Source organism: Enterococcus sp. SMC-9 (assembly GCF_021011285.1).
Lineage (GTDB): Bacteria > Bacillota > Bacilli > Lactobacillales > Enterococcaceae > Enterococcus_C > Enterococcus_C montenegrensis.
Window position 1 is genome coordinate 146,553 of record NZ_JAILYE010000002.1, and the last position, 17,639, is coordinate 164,191.

The following is a 17,639-nucleotide window of genomic DNA, read 5'->3' on the forward strand; positions in this document are numbered from 1 at the left end:
AAGATACGCTTTTTGAAGAGTATTAAAAGGCTTGATTGACATTTTCAAGCATGATTTTAACAGACTCTAAACCTGAACCTGCCAGATACCAAACGCTTGGATCTAAACTAATGACCTTTTGATTTTTGCCAGCATCTGTTTGTTTCACTAATTCATTAGCGGCAACGTTATTTTGACTATCATCCCCACCAATTGCCTTCGTGCGATCTACGACAAAGATAATTGCAGGATTTTTTTCCAATACATATTCATAAGAAACATTTTGTCCATGGGTTGAAGCTTTGATTTTATCATCAGCTTCTTTAAAGCCAAAGGTATCGTGGACAATGCCAAAACGAGAACCTTTACCATAAGCTGAGATACTGCCTTCATTTGCTAATAATACCAATGCCTTTCCACTAGCAGAGGCTTTTTTATGTGTGGCATCAATTTTTTCTTGTAACAAAGCAATTTCTTTTTTCGCTTTTGCTTCTTTATCGAAGATTTTAGCAATGGCGTTTACTTGTTTTTGAATCGAGCCCCACGTATCGCTATTATCCGTTGAAAAGAAAATCGTGGGCGCAATTTTTTCTAAATCTTTTTGAAAATCTTGTTGTCGCCCTGAAATAATAATTAAGTCGGGCTTTAATGCGTTAATTTTCTCCAGGTCTGGTTCTTTAATCCCACCAGCAGATTCAACTTTTTTATAGTCTTGTAAGAAATCAGGCAAGTTATCTGTTGCAGCACCCACTACTTTATCGCCAACACCTAAAACATTCATCGTATCTAAAGCACTATTGTCAAAGACGACTACTTTTTTTGGTGCTTTGGGCACGGTTATTTTGCCATTAGCATCTTGAATTGTCACTTCACTCTTATCTTTTGCAGCCGTTGACTCTTTTGTATCGGCACTACTATTATTACTACATCCGGCTAATACCAACATCACCGTTGCTATCACCATTAAAACTGTTTTTTTCATCATATCCTCCCAAAAAAAGTTATTGATAAGCGGTTAACCGCTAATATCTGTTGCGTCAAAATACATGCAGACTCGTTTTCCCATCAACTCACAAACCCGTACTTCCATTTCATAAAGCTCACCTAAAACTTCAGAAGTAATGACTTCTGCGGCTGTCCCTATCTTGAATAATGCACCATCTTTCAAGGCGACAATGGTATCGGCAAAAGCGGCAGCAAAATTAATATCGTGAATAACTAAGAAAATCGTTTTATTTGTTTCTTTTACTAATTTTTTTAAAAGGCGCATCATCTGATTAGCATGGTTCATATCTAAATTGTTTAATGGCTCATCTAATAAAATATATTCTGTATCTTGTGCTAAAATCATGGCGATATAAGCTCTTTGTAATTGCCCGCCAGATAAATTTTGCAACTCAGCTGCCGAGAGATCTGTCAAAGACATGGCAGCAATGGCCGCAGATACAATTTTTTTATCTGCTTCATTTAAACGACCACGACTATACGGAAAGCGACCAAACGCGACTAATTCGGCTACTGTTAAGCGTGCTTGAAGTTGATTATTCTGCTTTAAAATGGCCAGTCGTTTGGCTAATTCTTTGGAATGCCATGTTCTGATTTCACCATTATCAATAAAAAGTTCTCCGCTAAATTCACCTTGCAGGCGGCTCATAATACTTAACAAGGTACTTTTGCCGGCACCATTGGGACCGATAAAGGCAACGAGCTCACCTTTAGGAAGTTGGAGTTCGATTTTATCTAAGACAATTTTTTGTTGATACACTTTACTTACTTCTTTAACTTCAATCATGCCTTTTTCCTTTCCAAAATAATTTTAATGATAAAAAATAATCCCCCAATAAATTGGATTAAAATGCTGATTGTCGTTTTTAAGCCGAATACTTGTTCTAATAAAAATTGGCCGCCAACTAAAAAGATTACCGCAATTAAACTGGCTCCTACAAAAAGCTGGCGATGGTTTTCCTTAGGGAAGACTTCATAGCTAATGGTTGCAATCACAAAACCTAAAAAGATTGTGGGGCCTACTAAAGCCGTAGCAATTCCAGTAGCGGCAGCAATCAAAAATAGCAATAACTTTTGTAAAAAAGCAACCGAAATCCCTAAATTGACAGCTAAATCGACTCCTAAGTGCAAGGCATCTAACTCAGGGGTAAAATACCAGAAAAACCCAACAATGATCAGCAATAATCCTGCGCTGATAACTAAATGATGGCTTGAAACATTACTAAAACTAGCAAAAAGCCGTCCTTGCAATAAATCATATTCATTTGGATCCATTAAAACCTGCAAAAAAGTACTAATACTTGAAAATAAGCTTGAGGCAACCATCCCCACTAGTAAGAGAGTAAATAAGTCTTTTCCTGATTTTCCTAGAAAAAAAATAATAAAAACAACACTGAGTCCTGCCATTAAGATAATGTTCAATAAAAACAATCCCGTTGACTTTTCTGCCAAGAGATTCACACCACCTAGTAGAAAAAACAAGCCTGTTTGCACCAGTACATATAACTGATCAATTCCCAAGATACCAGGGGTTAAAAACTTATTTTGCGTCAATGTTTGAAAAGTAATCGTGCTAACTGTGGTTAAAATCGCAACTAAGATGAAGGCTAAAAGCTTCTTTCCTCGCAATTCCAAGGCAAAAGACCAATTTCCATATGTCCCATAACTTAGATATAGTCCTACTAAAAGGCAGGCTAAAAGCGTTAGCAATAGAACTTTTATCCCATAAATTTTCATGCAAATTTGCGCCTCCTTATAATTAACGTTAGAAAAATAATGCCACCAATCACCCCGACGACAACACTAACCGGCAACTCGTAGGGGGCAATTAACACGCGGGCCAATAAATCGCAAATTAATAAGAAGTTTGCACCGAAAATGGCAGTAAAAGCCAAGGAGTGATTCAAATGATCTCCGAAATACCACGTCACAAGATTTGGCACGACTATCCCTAAAAAAGGGATACTGCCGACCATGATTAAAACAACACTCGAGCCTAATGCGACTAAGCCCAAGACACAAAACTGCATTAATTTAACATTCACGCCTAAATTTTGCGCCAAATCATCACCTAAACTTAACACCATAATTTGTTGTAACAACAAAAAAATAATGATAAACACCGGGATCGTTAAATAAATCAAACGATAATCTTCTTTCATAATTGTCGCAAAATTTCCTTGTAACCAAGAAGACATATTTTGCACCAACTGAAATTGATAGCCAAAAAAATTGGCAAGTGCACCAATCACATTACCAAACATCATGCCTGTTAATGGAACGATTAATGGGTTATTTTTTGGCAATAGCCGGGTCAAAAATAGGAAAGCTAAAACACCAATGTAGCTAAAAATAAAAGCAACAAAGGAACGTTGCCAGATACTACTGTTGGGCATAAATAACATGACTAGTAAGATTCCAAAACGAGCTGAGTCCATCATGCCAATCGAACTCGTAGAAACAAAACGATTTTGTAATACCTTTTGCATCACAAGACCACAAACACTTAGCATACTTCCCGCTAAAACAATACTGACAGTCCGAGGTAAACGCGTTTCTCCTAAAAGAAGCCATTGGCTCTTTGTTCCAGCTATCAAACCAGTAAGGTGCATTTCTCCCACACCAATAAAAATTGAAAACAGACATAAAATGACAAGTAAAAAGATTCCTATTTTTTTCACATGCACAATCCTAACTATCTAATTGATAATGATTCTCACTCGCAATTAACTATACGCAATTATCTTCAAAATGACAATAGAAAATTGATGTTTTTTTATCGTTTTTTTCAACCTTTTATTTTTCTCTTTCAAATCTTTTACGTTGGTACCGATAAAAAACATGCTATACTTACGCCAGAACATATTTTATTGAAGGTGAAAATTATGCAGCGTCAACAAGTACTGATGGGTCAACTGATGGATTTAACGAATGAATTAGTTTGGCTCAATCGACCAGAAATGCAAAGTGCCTTAAAAGGGTATAAACTAAACGAAATTGAGTTGCTTGAAAAAATCGGATTACTCACTCATCCCAACGTAACCAAGTTAGCCAATGCTACTTATATGACCCGCGGTGCCATTAGTAAACTAACTAAAAAACTAATGGAAAAAGAGTTAATCACCAGTTATCAATTACCTGAAAATAAAAAAGAAATCTATTTTCGTTTAACAACTCAAGGAGAACACATTAACCAAACCCACCAAATGCTACATCAGCGCTTTGCCAATCGTGATAAAGAAGTTTTTACGAATATGACCGATGAAGAATTTGACACTGTTTTTCGTTTTATCGGCCGCTACCGTGAACACTTGAAAAAATTGCCAAAATCCCGCTAATCCCCTAGCTTACTCTAATCAATAATTTGTAAAAGCCACACACTTGAAAGTAAATCATGCGTGTGGCTTTTTTTGTTGACAAAGAAACATAAAAGTTTTACACTCGTTTTTGTTAACAAAGAAACAAAATTACATTGGAGGAAATTTCGATGAACCACTCTTATTCAAATAAACATGCATTAATTTTTGGTTTTATTTCAGTCTTTTTAACCGGACTAGGCCTAACGATTGTAAATCCAGTCTTACCATTTTTAGTCGCACCTTATGTTAAGGTTAGTCAACAAGCAAGCGTTGTAACATGTTTAGCCGCAGCTTATGCAACCGCGCTGTTTTTAGCAGCGCCGATTTTAGGTGCATTAAGTGATCACTTTGGTAGACGCCCGATTTTGATTTTCAGTTTAATTGGGGCTGCCATCGGTTATAGTATTTTTGGTGTCGGTGGCTCGTTATGGCTATTGTTCTTAGGACGCATCATTGACGGCATTACCGGCGGTGAAATCGCAGCGATTTTCGCTTACTTTGCCGATATTACGCCCTTTGAAAAACGAACACAATATTTTGGCTGGATTAGCGCCATTGTAGGTATTGGTACCGCACTAGGACCAGTTATCGGTGGCTTGTTAGCTAATTTTGGTAACAGCACCCCATTTTTTGTTGGGGCCGCAATTAGCTTATTGAATGCAGCTTATGGTTTCTTTTTTATGCCTGAAAGCTTGTCACAAGAAAGAAGAAGTCAAAACATTTCTTTTCAAAAATTGAATCCTTTAAAGCAATTGCTTACCATTTTAAAGTTACCCATCATTAATCGCCTTTTATTTACCGCCTTTTTACTTTGGTTACCTAATGGCGGTTTGCAGGCAATTTTTTCACAATTTTCAATCGATACTTTTGCTTGGAAACCGACAATTATCGGTCTGATGTTCTCGCTGATCGGTATTTTAGATATTCTATCTCAAACCTTTATTATGCCTTTACTTTTGAAACATTTTTCCGATCAAAAAATTATCTCCTTGGGTATGACAGCAGAAATTTTCGGCTATCTCTTTATTGGTAGCGCCTATCTTACCCATCAAGCAATCATTTTTGTTTTAAGCATGATAATTTTTAGTTTAGGCGATGCTATCTTTAACCCTGCATTTAACGGCCTGCTTTCCAAATCTGCTGATGAAAATACCCAAGGACAAGTACAAGGCGGTGCCCAAAGCATCCAAGCTTTGGCACGGATTATCGGTCCTATTATTGCCGGGCAACTTTATCGCTTTAGCCACTTTAGCCCTGCTGTTTTAGGCGTTGTCTTTATCTCTTGTGCGCTAATCTTTCTACGACAAATAAAAATACCGCTTCCTGTTAAATAAGAATTAGAAACAGCTATAAGAAAAGCTGAGTATGAAGCAGACAGAAACCAACTTCTTTAAAATGACTATTCGTGTAGAATTTTATATTTTTGCATAGAGACAAAAAAAGACCACAGACAAAACTGTCTGTGGTCTTAAACTAAGCAATGATTATTTGTTTTTCAAGTTGTAGAATGCGTTAACGCCTTTGTATTCAGCAACTTCGCCTAATTGGTCTTCGATACGTAATAATTGGTTGTATTTAGCAATCCGGAAGGTTAACGTTCTCAAAAACACAGAAAACTTTTATGGCTGAAATCCTCTTAAAAAATGCTGAGTAGATTCAACAACCAACTCATCTAATTTATTGCTGTCGATCAATCCACCATTTACCATTGTAGTAATCCCCAGAAGAGTTGCATATAAATTCAGCCCTATTCGAGCAGAATCGCCATCTTGAATCATATTATTTTTTTGTCCATCAATGATTAAATCTAGTATTGGAAAAAATGCCTTCTCTGAAGCACTGGGAATATCACCAGTCTTATCTGTGTGTTTGCTTGAGATCATCAATTCAAATAACTGGCCATTTCTAGTTGCAAAATGAGCGAAACTTAATGCTGCGTTATTCAGTCGCTCTGCAAAATCGGTCGTATCTGCTAACTGACTTTCTCGAATGCCCTCACCTAATTCGTTAAACCCCATTAATGCTAAAGAATCAAGCAATGCCTGTCTATTCTTAAAGTGCCGTTGTGGGGCTGTATGACTCACCCCAACCTCTCTAGCTATTTCTCTAATAGTGACTTTATCTAATCCCTTTTTCTCTAGTACATCTCTAGCTACTTGTAGTAATTCATTTTTTAAGTTTCCGTGATGATATGATTGATTAGTTTTATTATTCATATAAGAATAATAGCACAGTGGATTTACATTAACAATTAAGATGTTTACATTGACAACATAACTTCGATTGTGATAGATTCAAACCATGTTTCCGATGTAAACATCATTTTAATCAAGAGAGGATTATACGAAATGAGTATAAATGAAGTAGTTATTGTCACGGGTGCCTCATCTGGAATAGGTAAAGCTACTGTTGTTGAATTGTCTAAGAAAAATTTCCATGTCATTGCTGGTGTACTAAAAGAAGAGGAATTAAAGCTATTCACCGAAACTAATGTTGAACCTGTGCTATTAGATATAACCAACGAAGATGACATTGCTTCTTTAGTTCGATTATTAAATAAAAACAGAAAAACTTATAAGATTGTTTCACTAATTAATAATGCTGGTATAGAATTTAATGCGCCTTTTGAATTGTTAAAAATGGAGGATTGGAGAAATCAATTCGACGTAAATTTGTTTGGCCAAGTTGCACTAACCAAAGCTCTATTGCCTTTTTTAAGAAAGAGTCATGGTTCTATCGTGAACATAACCTCAGTCGGAGGAAAAGTAGCTATGCCAAATTATTCTGCCTATGCTGCAACTAAATTTGCATTCGAAGCTGCTAGTGACTCTTTGCGTAGAGAGCTTAAAGATCAAAAAATTAAGGTAGTAATTGTAGAGCCTGGCGGTATTCAAACAGAAATGGCGGCATATAGCGGAGACCTGTCGTTAAACTTTGAAAAAACGCTTAGCGTAGAAGATAAAAAGCTATATAGTAATTTAATTAAATCTGCCGTTGCTTCTCAATCGAATTTCTTGAAACATGCAATGACAGCAGAAAAAGCTGGTAAAAAAGTTGCCGCTATTGCGACAAAAAAGAAGCCTCGCACTCGCTATTCACTTGGCATGGACGCAAAAATGACTTTACCTATGGTTCGGTTTTTTCCAACGAAATTTGTTGATTGGATATTAGAATTGAATAGAAAACTAACCTAAAAGATCTGTGTCCACTAAATCATCCTAACACCACTATTTAGTGTAATCGTCTGCGTCAGTAGACCATGATAATGTTTTATTTTCTTCTAGAGCATGAATTCGCGAGATTAAGCTAGAATGAATTTTTTGATATGCGTCGCTACCTAAGACTATTCTTAACGGAGGAGTATCGGTTTGTGTTAACGATACAATCTTGGTCGCCATTTTTTGGGGATCCCCTGCAATTGTTTTAAGATAAGAATCAATTTCTGTTTGACTTGCTCCAGTTAAACCATTTTGCATGATATCCGTAATTTTTCCTGTCGGCGTATTATCGTAGGCAGATAAACGATCGCCAAAAGCACCATTTCCACCAACAAAGTTAGTTCTTATACCGCCGGGATCCACAATTGTTACACGAATATTGAAGGGAGCAACTTCTTGTGACAAAGCATCAAAAGCCGCTTCAACAGCCCATTTTGAGGCACTATACATTCCCATTGCAGGTGTAGAATAATGGCCAGCCATACTTGATATTTGTATGATTTGTCCACCACCCTGTTTTCTAAAATGAGGAAGAAAAGCTTTTGCGGTTCTCAAAGAGCCAAAAAGATTGATTTCAAAAACGTCTTTCATTTGCCGCTCAGAAATTTCTTCGATAGCACCATACAAACCATATGCAGCATTGTTTAGTAAAACATCGATCTTTCCAAGATCATTAAATGCCGCGTTTACAGTACGCTTTACATCATCTTCATCGGATAAGTCTAATGAACTTTGCCAAAGCTGATCACCATATTGTTTTTTCAAGTCGTCAAAAGCACCCTCTTTTCTGGAAGTAACCGCAACCCTGTCACCATTTTCAAGTAATTGTTTAATTACAGCTGTTGCAAGCCCACCTGTAGCTCCAGTTATAAACCAAGTTTTCATAATAGAAATCACTCCAATATCAAATTGACGTTTCAATTGTAACGCCTTGTGATTTGTAGTATAGTTTTTGCTATTGAAATAAGCAATTCTTATACACAGCGATGTTACAGAACAGGAGGCTTTGTTATGTCCAATTCATATAATGAAGAGCAAAAGAAACTTACGAGAGATTCTATTTCTCAGGCTCTCATATTGCTCGCCAAAAATAAAGAGTACAACAAGATATCAGTTAGCGAGGTAGCGAATAAAGCTGGTGTTTCTAGAATGGCCTTTTACAGAAATTACGATAGCTTAGAAGATGTAGTAAAATGTCAGATTAGGGAAATCAATAACAAGTATAGAAATAGTCTTACTGAAGAGGACGTTGATAATTTTAATTTGACACGGATATATTTTGAAACTTTGCGGCAAGAACAGGATTTCTTTATTACAATATTTAAATCAACTTCGGCAATACTCATTCTATCTGAATTAGTTGAATTTCTAGAATCATTCTCTGAAAAATTGGTATGCAATATAGAATGTTCACCAAAATATCGATCGTATAATATCGAGTTCCTTGCTGGCGGCTTATTTAACGTTATCAGAAGTTGGTGTAATGGCGGTATGATTGAGAGTGCTGACGAAATGGCTTTGCTGATTTGTGACCGTATTTCAAGTCATATTGTCGGTGTTAGTATTTGATGGGATTCGTCATAACACTAACAATTTTCTTTTATTCAACTACAACCTAACACGCATAGGGTTTTATTTGCGCAAATTTTCTTCAACGAAATGGCAAATAGCTTTTCCAGTCAACTAATGTTGAGATTAATCGTGCTTGCTTAATAGCCTTTTTTATATTTTTTAACTCATCTAGTTAATACGCAGGTATGACTAACTTGGCACCTTTTGTACTTAGCAATACGTGAAAACTGGCAGTACGCAAAAATTGGTATCCTAAATAGCCTAAAATAGCAAAAAAGCCTATGAGAAAATTCTCACAGGCTTTAAATTGCTTCAATTCACTAATTAATTAGCGATGATTATTTGTTTTTCAAGTTGTAGAATGCGTTAACGCCTTTGTATTCAGCAACTTCGCCTAATTGATCTTCGATTATATTATAATATATATTACAGCACGTTAAAATCAATGTTCCAAATTAACTTTATAGTGGATAACAGAATTTGTACCATTTAGTCCAAACTCACCTGACACAAGAAAACTATAATCAAAGTCAATTTCTAAAGAATTAAATTGGGATATATCCGTGTCAAACATATATGATGGTTTCATGACACCAGTTCGTCCCTTTGAAACATTCTTCTCTCCACCATTCCATGAGCTCGAAAAACTTAGCATCTTATTATCCTTAAAAAAAGCTATATCATCATATCGATTTGGTGAATATCCTTTATCAACGCTAATATTTTTGTATTCAATATTCAGTCGTACAATTCTTTTTATGTTACTTTTTTCTGCTAACTGGATGTAGTCTGGAAAATCGCTAACATTATTTGTTGCTTTTGTAATTCTAATTTCTGCAAGGAGTCTTCCAGCGTATACAAGAGGTGCCCATTCGTTTATTTGATAGATTTTGTTTTCCACTGTCAGGTTACTAGCGCTATCGTTAGTAGAGCTTGGTGGAACAGTAGTACTATCAATGATATTTTTAACAGCATCCTGTTCGTCGACTAGCTTATCGGGTGAATTAGAATCTGCGTTCAGAAGAAATATCGAAACTATTACTACTGCAGCTATAACGAGAACCGAAACTGCCACTATAGTCCTCTTTCTTTTTTCAGAACTTACACTTCTCAATGAATAACTATCATCGATATATACAACTAGATATTTATTATCATTTATAGACTCAGATACTAAGTTAAACGATTCTAATTCAAAAGTGGTTTTCATACTATCATATTCAAGTTCATCAAACTTTTTCTCTCTTAAAAGGACAAACCCGTATTTACTTTTTGGATGGGATGCAATGTATGGTGAGAAATATTCAGGATCTTCGATTTTCTTCCCTACTTCTGAAATAATTAATTCAGCATATTGAGATCCACTATCAATCGATTTTTCATTTTGTTTACGAAACAAATCATACCTAATGACATAATAAAACAGACCTTTCTAGTTCAAGGTTATATTATAATCACTTCAAAGACTATAACACTTACAGCATACCTGCCATCAATTCTGCCTGTTGCACAATCTTATCAACTGCCATTTTTTGCAAATCAGGTGGGTAGCCATATTTCTTCAATAACCTGCGAACTGTCACACGCATTTTAGCACGCGCACTTTCTCTAACCGACCAATCAACACTCATATTATTTTTTATTGCTACGGTCAGTTCGTGAGCAATCGCTTTTAGTGTATCATCGCCCAATACTTCCTTAGCCGTTTCATGATCTGCAAGTGCATCATAAAAGGCAATTTCATCCCTAGAAAGTCCCAAGTTCTCTCCACGTTGGACAGCTTCGCTCATTTCTTTTGCCATTTGAATCAGTTCTTCGATGACTTTTGATGTTTCAATAGTCCGCTTATTGTATTTATCAATTGAGCCATTTAGCATCTCAGTGAATTTTCTGGACTGAACGAGATTCGTTCTTTGGATAGATTTCACCTTGCCACGCAATAGACGTTCTAAAAGTGTTACCGCAACATTCTTTTGTGGTAAAGCACGCACTTCGGCTAAAAACTCATCTGATAATATAGACAAATCTGGTTTTTCCAAACCAAGAGATTGGTAGATGTCAACGACTCCTTCTGCAACTACCGATTTTGAAAGTAATTGTTTCAACTGTTCGTCTACTTGCTTTTGCGTTGGTTTGCTCCCAGTAATATCCAGCTTCATCAATGCAACCTTCACGGCTTTAAAGAAAGCTACTTCTGCATTAATTTCTTGCGCTGCTTCTTCTGTGGCGCACAACGCAAAAGCTTTCCCCAGCTCGGTTACCAAGTTTTTAAAAAGTTTCGTCTTTGTTTGCCCTAATCCTAAAATGTAATCCATTGTATTATTAAGCGTCTTCATTTTCACGGAAGCTTTTTCACTGTTGAATAGCTCATAATTAGTACCGTACAATAACTCAGTGATTAGATCGTACTTCTCTAGCATCACGTTCACGGCCGCCGCGACATCTACACCAGCTTGTTCCTGATCACTAGGTGTATACTCCTGCAAGGCTTCTTTCAAACTATCTGCAATACCAATATAGTCAACAATCAGTCCGCCTTCTTTATCCTTAAAGACTCGATTCACTCGAGCAATGGCTTGCATTAAATTGTGACCTTTCATTTGTTTATCAAGATACATGGTATTCATTGCGGGGACATCAAAACCTGTAAGCCACATATCTCGGACAATCACAATTTGAAGCGGATCATCATTATCTTTCATACGGTTAGCTAACTTTTCACGCCGTGCCTTATTGCCAATAAATGGTTGCCAGCTTTCAGGATCACTAGAAGAACCTGTCATAACGATTTTGATACGACCTTTGTCATCATCATCTGAGTGCCAGCTAGGACGTAATTTTACGATTTCCTTATACAAGTCGATTGCAATTCGCCTAGACATCGTCACAATCATAGATTTTCCAAACGAAGCTTTTTGTCGTTCTTCAAAGTGTGCTACAAAATCTTTAGCCAAGACTTCCAGGCGGGATTGTGCGCCAGCAACTGCTTCTAAACGACTCCATTTACTCTTTGACTTGGAAACCACATACTCCTCTTGCTTTTCCATAATTTCATCAACCAAAGGATCGAGGTCTGCTCCATCAGATAATTTTAGCGGAATAATCCGGCTTTCATAATAAATTTTCACAGTAGCACCATCGGCAACTGCTTGGGTCATGTCATAAACATCCACATAATCACCAAAGACAGCCCGAGTTGATTTGTCTGAACTTGCGATTGGTGTTCCTGTAAAGCCAATATAAGAAGCGTAGGGCAAAGCATCCCGCAAATACTTCGCATAGCCATACTTCATAATATAGTCGTTATCTTCCGTCTGGGTCAGCTTACCAGAAAAACCATATTGACTGCGATGCGCTTCATCTGCCATCACAATTACATTTCGTCGATCAGTCAACGCGTTCATCTTTATGCCTTCATTGGGAGAAAATTTCTGCATAGTAGTAAAAACAATGCCCCCAGCCTCAACAGCTAATAACTTCCGCAAATCCTCACGATTCTCTGCTTGCTTTGGTGATTGACGTAAAATTTCACTGGATTGACTAAAGGTTAAAAAAAGTTGATCATCTAAATCATTACGGTCAGTCAAAACGACGATCGTCGGGTTATCCAGTTCTTGAATCAGCTTTCCAGAATAAAAAACCATCGACAAACTTTTCCCTGAACCCTGCGTATGCCATACTACACCGATTTTCTGATCACCTTCTGAAGATGCCGCACGTTTGGTTTCTTCCACGGCTCGATTGACAGCGTGATATTGATGATAGGCTGCTAAAATTTTGATTGTTTCCCTACCATCGTCCTTAAAAATAATAAAATGACGAATTAAATCTAGTAAGACGGTTGGATTTAGCATGCCTTTGATTAGAACCTCTAACTGTGTATGGGCCGTTCCCGTTTCGTTATGTCCATCCATCGTACGCCAAACCATAAAACGCTCTTCATTACTAGATATCGTTCCAGATTTTGCGTTGAATCCATCACTGATGACCATGATCTCATTGAAGTTGAAGAGACTAGGGATCGTTGATTTATAGGTTTGCAGCTGATTGTAGGCGTCGCTGGTGATCGTGTTTTCATTCGTCGCGTTCTTCAACTCGATCACTACTAACGGCAAGCCATTCACAAAAAGAATCACATCAGGACGCTTTTCTTTGTCACCTTCTTTAATCACAAATTGATTAACGGCTAAAAACTCATTATTTTCAGGATGATCAAAATCAAACAGCCACAATTTTTTCGTAACATTATTGATTCCTTCTCGCGTTTCCACATCCACGCCATCAGTGATCAACTTATGAAAAGTTCGATTGTTGACCATCAGATTCGGATGTTGCGGAATCGTCACTTTGCGCACTGCTTCATCAATCACTTCCATTGTCATCTCAGGATTAATCGCTATCAGTGCATTTTTCAAATGATCGACTAACACAACGTCGCTATAACTCTTGCGTGCCGCCAAATCGCCATCTGGTTCAAATGATGTACCAGATAAAGCAGTGTAGCCAACTTCAGCTAACCACTCGAGGGCGGTTTCTTCTAAATCTGCTTCAATGAAACGGAAATCGTTAGGCATTGGGCACCTCCTTAATTGAAAAGTGATATTCTCTTGGCAAAATAATATCTGCCGAACTACCAATACGTCCAGCTCTAATTTTCCCATCATGTTTATCAAGACCTCTAGAGACATAACCTAACTGCTTAGCAAATTCAGAAAAATGTTTCTGGTCAATAGGTATCCCATTAGTACAAACATATTGAAATATTTCACCTATATGTTCAGAGGAATCCTCTTTATCTATATCAAATAATTGGTAAAGATATGGATTGATAATAAACTTTTTACGTCCCGACTCTCTGTGAATTTCAAAAACACCTAAAATATTCGATGGGAAAATGCCGTCTTTAATGATGATTTCAGAATGAATATCTTCATACCAATCCGCATTTAAGCTTTGGATATCTTTCGTTAATTCTTTAGTCAAAATTATATTGTGTTTCCTTGACTCTGGAATAAATCCCCAGATTACATACGAAAAATCATTTTCATTTCTGCTGTGAGCAAATTTCAACGCAGTATCAAACCCATTCTCTCCATGAGCAGCAGACACAAAAGGACTTCTGACCTTATCTTCCCAGCGTCCGCCGATATTATGAGCAAGATTCAATAAAAAAATGTAAGCATTTTGAACATCCTCATCAACAGCCTCAAGAAGATCTTCTACACAAATAGAACCAAAATCTTTCATTTTCAAAATACTATTCACTTTATTGAGCAGTGCCTTGACGTCTTCAATTGTTGCTGGCCTGTCAAAATAAGGTTTGATGCCTTTAATACCCACGTCTTCTCGATATGCATTTCCTTTCTCACCAACAACAAAAAAGAGTTCAAAAAAACGTGCTGGAGATATTTCTAATTGCTTTCGAAGTTTAAAATTTGGTTTAAAGCCTCGAAAGAAAGATATAGCATTAAATTCTTCTGCCTTAATACTGAAGCTAATCAAAAAGTTCAGAATAGGTTGTACCAATAAAGAATCAATATTATTAATCTTAGTCCTTTTGTCTTTAGTAACAGTAACAAAAGAAGATTCTTTAATTGGACAGTTAGCCGTAATAGAAACTGAGAAATCGTAATTCACAGCTTTTTCCATACTTTAAACCTCCAACTCACCAGATAGTAATTTAGGAAGTAACACATCTCTAATTTCGACCAAATACTTATTTTCCTCCCGCTTATTACGTGTCTCAATAAAAATTGGTTCCATCAATTTATGAAAAGAATCTATAATATCAGAAGAAGGCCTGACAAATTCGTAGTCTTCAAAATCTTTACGTGATATATTGATATATACACTACCCGTAGCTGTTTCAGAAAAGAAATTAAAAAGTTTATTCATAATCAGAAACAGATATTCGCGCAATTCAACTTCTTTCGCACGAGCGATGCCTGCCCCTCTCCCAATAGCATATTCTTTCCCTACTTCTACCGTGCCACCAATTGTTGCCCTTACACCAAAAATGAAGTCCTTTGATTGAGTAATTTTTTTAGGTTCAGTAGTGTACTTTTGTGGTGTAATAATTCCGTTTTTAAAATCACTTGCTCCATTGATTAAAGGTAGCCCATTTCCTTCAGTATTATAAGAGGTGCCTTTAGGAGATTGCCCCATAATTATTGTAGCAATATTTTTTAATTGTGAAACTTCCCACCCCTCAGGCACTTCTCCTAACTCACTCGCCACCATCTTGCCGCCGCTGGATTTATAAGGATCACCATTTTTATCAGGAAACTCAAAATCAACAAACCAGCGTTTGAAAAGCGTCGCCGCCAACTCCTCCAACGTAGCAATCATTTGATTGTTGAGTTCGATTTTAGAGTCTAGAGAATCAATAATACTAACAATTTTTTCTTGCACATCTATGGAAGGTAATTCGATTTGGACTTTTTTCAATTGAACCATCGTAAGGGCTTTTTGAGTAGAACCGATTACGATATTATCAATCGCTTTTTTACCAACCTTTGATTGAAACCAGTATAAGAGATATCTTGGAACAATATCTTTTGAAAAGTTGCTGAACCATGTTAAATTTCCATCTTTAAAATAAAATTGATCATCATCTTTTACTAAATATGGTATGCCAATGGTTCCTACGGATGTCAACAAAATATCATTACTTTTAGGAACTCCATATTTATTTTTCACTTCATCAAATTTCTCTAGAGAAATATATAAAGGATTGTCAATATTTAGCCCCTTGCTTTTCTGAATAATTTCTTTTGATCGATAGAAGGGTACCCCATTATCAACATAATCCTTATAATATATTCTCTTACTAGAGCGAATATCGACTATCTCACCAAGAACATATTCTTTAAATTTCATACCCTATCCCTCCTAGGGCTTTTCTAATCTCTTCTTCCAACTCATGGGATTTCGCAAATTGTTCTGATAAAGTCGTGGTCAGTCGTGCCATTTTTTCTTCAAAAGGTTCGCTGTCTTCTGCTTCAGCTGCTAAGCCGACATAGCGACCCGGCGTTAAGATATATTCTTGTTTCTGCACATCTTCTAATGTCGCTGATTTACAGAAACCGGCAATGTCTTCATAAGCTTTATCATCGGTGCTCTTCCACGCATGATAGGTATCCGCAACTTTCGCGATATCTTCTGGACTAAATTCTTTATGCGTCCGATCCGCCATAAAACCTTCTTTGCGAGCATCAATAAAGAGAATCTCACCGCGATGATCACGTTCATTCAGTTTCGCTTTTGATTTTGTCGTAAACCAAAGACATACTGGAATCTGGGTTGAATAAAACATTTGCCCCGGCAACGTGACAATACATTCCACGATGTCATCATCCACTAGATTTTTACGAATTGCGAGTTCTGCACTTTGACTAGTAGACATACTGCCATTGGCTAATACAAAACCGGCTGTTCCTTCTGGTGCTAGTTTTGACACCATGTGTTCAATCCAAGCATAGTTGGCATTCCCCACTGGGGGAATACCGTATTTCCAGCGGGCATCATCCGTTAATTTTTCACCGCCCCAATCGCTAATATTAAATGGCGGATTTGCCAAGATATAATCAGCCCGTAATCCTTTGTGTAGATCATTGTGAAAGGTGTCCGCATTATGTTGGCCGATATTGCCATCGATTCCCCGAATTGCCAAATTCATTTTGCACAATTGCCAAGTAGTCGGATTTGATTCTTGTCCATAAATAGAAATATCCCCAATTTTCCCTTGATGTTCTTCTACAAATTTTTCTGATTGAACGAACATGCCACCTGATCCACAACAAGGATCATAAATTCGACCTTCATAGGGTTCAAGCATGGCAACTAACAAACTGACTACAGAACGAGGCGTATAAAACTCTCCGCCGCCTTTGCCTTCTGCACTAGCAAATTTACTTAAAAAGTACTCATATGTACGGCCTAAGACATCGGTACTACGGCTAGCTTTGTCGCCAACTTTTATATTGGAAATCAAGTCAATTGTTTCACCCAAACGTACTTTATCCAATTGTGGACGAGCATAATTTTTAGGCAATACATTTTTTAGAGTTGAATTTTCTTTTTCAATGGCAATCATAGCATTGTCAATAATTTGACCAATCTCTGGAGTTTTAGATTTCTTATTAATATTCGTCCAACGAGCATCTACTGGCACCCAAAAAATATTATCGGCAATGTATTCATCCTTATCCTCGGGATCTGCATATTCATCTTGCATCAATTCTGCATGCTTTTCTTCAAAACTATCTGAAACATATTTCAAGAAAATTAATCCCAGAACCACATTTTTATACTCTGAAGCATCCATACTGCCACGTAATTTGTCAGCTGTTTGCCATAATCGCTCTTCAATTTTTAGTTCGGCTGAAGCCATTCGTTATTCCTCCTGTTATAACTTAAATTTTCTCAACAAAAAGGCGCTTTGTACAAAAGTACAAAAAACGCCTGGAATCCGTGCATAGACGCACTTCTATTTTAACAGATTAAA

The 17,639-nt window shown here is 36.9% G+C and carries 15 protein-coding genes and 1 pseudogene; 4 read left to right on the forward strand and 12 right to left on the reverse strand.

The genetic code is table 11. From position 1 onward, the window contains the following. Nucleotides 1-22: 22 nt before the first annotated feature. Genes K4422_RS03425 through K4422_RS03440 form a run of 4 tightly spaced genes read right to left on the reverse strand, consistent with a single transcriptional unit; the run spans nucleotide 23 to nucleotide 3,665 of the window. The gene (locus K4422_RS03425; RefSeq protein ID WP_230709178.1) at nucleotides 23-961 is read right to left on the reverse strand and encodes a siderophore ABC transporter substrate-binding protein; all 939 of its coding nucleotides are present in this window, start codon (nucleotides 959-961) and stop codon (nucleotides 23-25) included. 33 nt (nucleotides 962-994) lie between these two features. Then, a complete protein-coding gene (locus tag K4422_RS03430) occupies nucleotides 995-1,771 on the reverse strand; it encodes an iron ABC transporter ATP-binding protein (RefSeq protein ID WP_230709180.1) in 777 nt (258 codons plus the stop codon). Beyond that, nucleotides 1,768-2,721 (reverse strand): iron chelate uptake ABC transporter family permease subunit, encoded by a 954-nt coding sequence (locus K4422_RS03435; RefSeq protein ID WP_206904988.1) that lies wholly within the window; start codon nucleotides 2,719-2,721, stop codon nucleotides 1,768-1,770. The genes K4422_RS03430 and K4422_RS03435 overlap by 4 nt, the downstream gene beginning before the upstream one ends. Then, entirely contained in the window at nucleotides 2,718-3,665 is a 948-nt protein-coding gene (locus K4422_RS03440; protein ID WP_230709182.1) for an ABC transporter permease, read from the reverse strand. The genes K4422_RS03435 and K4422_RS03440 overlap by 4 nt, the downstream gene beginning before the upstream one ends. Nucleotides 3,666-3,869: 204 nt before the next feature. On the opposite strand from K4422_RS03440, the gene K4422_RS03445 reads away from it, so the two are divergent. Both K4422_RS03445 and K4422_RS03450 read left to right on the forward strand, forming a co-directional pair. Further along, nucleotides 3,870-4,322, forward strand: a complete 453-nt coding sequence (locus tag K4422_RS03445) for a MarR family transcriptional regulator (RefSeq protein WP_230709512.1) — start codon at nucleotides 3,870-3,872, stop codon at nucleotides 4,320-4,322. Between the two features lie 149 nt (nucleotides 4,323-4,471). Further along, complete coding sequence (locus K4422_RS03450; protein WP_230709184.1) at nucleotides 4,472-5,677, forward strand: MFS transporter; 1,206 nt, start codon at nucleotides 4,472-4,474, stop codon at nucleotides 5,675-5,677. A gap of 150 nt (nucleotides 5,678-5,827) precedes the next feature. Here the strand turns inward: K4422_RS03450 and K4422_RS13545 are convergent. Then, nucleotides 5,828-5,935: pseudogene (locus K4422_RS13545) on the reverse strand (hypothetical protein); the annotation flags it as partial. 27 nt (nucleotides 5,936-5,962) lie between these two features. After that, a complete protein-coding gene (locus K4422_RS03455; RefSeq protein WP_230709187.1) occupies nucleotides 5,963-6,559 on the reverse strand; it encodes a TetR/AcrR family transcriptional regulator in 597 nt (198 codons plus the stop codon). Between the two features lie 132 nt (nucleotides 6,560-6,691). On the opposite strand from K4422_RS03455, the gene K4422_RS03460 reads away from it, so the two are divergent. After that, nucleotides 6,692-7,537, forward strand: coding sequence for an SDR family oxidoreductase (locus tag K4422_RS03460; protein ID WP_230709189.1), 846 nt, complete (start codon nucleotides 6,692-6,694; stop codon nucleotides 7,535-7,537). A 33-nt stretch (nucleotides 7,538-7,570) separates the two neighbouring features. Here K4422_RS03460 and K4422_RS03465 read toward each other — a convergent pair whose 3' ends face one another. Then, nucleotides 7,571-8,482, reverse strand: a complete 912-nt coding sequence (locus K4422_RS03465) for an SDR family oxidoreductase (RefSeq protein ID WP_230709191.1) — start codon at nucleotides 8,480-8,482, stop codon at nucleotides 7,571-7,573. A gap of 90 nt (nucleotides 8,483-8,572) precedes the next feature. Between K4422_RS03465 and K4422_RS03470 the strand changes: the two genes are divergently transcribed. Continuing rightward, nucleotides 8,573-9,130, forward strand: a complete 558-nt coding sequence (locus K4422_RS03470; protein ID WP_230709192.1) for a TetR/AcrR family transcriptional regulator — start codon at nucleotides 8,573-8,575, stop codon at nucleotides 9,128-9,130. A gap of 445 nt (nucleotides 9,131-9,575) precedes the next feature. Here the strand turns inward: K4422_RS03470 and K4422_RS03475 are convergent, their stop codons facing one another. From K4422_RS03475 to K4422_RS03495, 5 genes are all read right to left on the reverse strand, one after another. Then, complete coding sequence (locus K4422_RS03475; RefSeq protein WP_230709194.1) at nucleotides 9,576-10,532, reverse strand: hypothetical protein; 957 nt, start codon at nucleotides 10,530-10,532, stop codon at nucleotides 9,576-9,578. 76 nt (nucleotides 10,533-10,608) lie between these two features. Then, nucleotides 10,609-13,707 (reverse strand): type I restriction endonuclease subunit R, encoded by a 3,099-nt coding sequence (locus K4422_RS03480; protein WP_230709195.1) that lies wholly within the window; start codon nucleotides 13,705-13,707, stop codon nucleotides 10,609-10,611. Continuing rightward, nucleotides 13,700-14,782 carry a hypothetical protein gene (locus tag K4422_RS03485; RefSeq protein WP_230709196.1) on the reverse strand — a complete coding sequence of 361 codons (1,083 nt, stop codon included), beginning with the start codon at nucleotides 14,780-14,782 and terminating at the stop codon, nucleotides 13,700-13,702. The genes K4422_RS03480 and K4422_RS03485 overlap by 8 nt, the downstream gene beginning before the upstream one ends. 3 nt (nucleotides 14,783-14,785) lie before the next feature. Continuing rightward, a complete protein-coding gene (locus K4422_RS03490) occupies nucleotides 14,786-16,012 on the reverse strand; it encodes a restriction endonuclease subunit S (RefSeq protein WP_230709197.1) in 1,227 nt (408 codons plus the stop codon). Next, nucleotides 16,002-17,525: a class I SAM-dependent DNA methyltransferase gene (locus tag K4422_RS03495; RefSeq protein ID WP_230709198.1), complete on the reverse strand. Its 1,524-nt coding sequence runs from the start codon at nucleotides 17,523-17,525 to the stop codon at nucleotides 16,002-16,004. The genes K4422_RS03490 and K4422_RS03495 overlap by 11 nt, the downstream gene beginning before the upstream one ends. Nucleotides 17,526-17,639 lie beyond the last annotated feature (114 nt).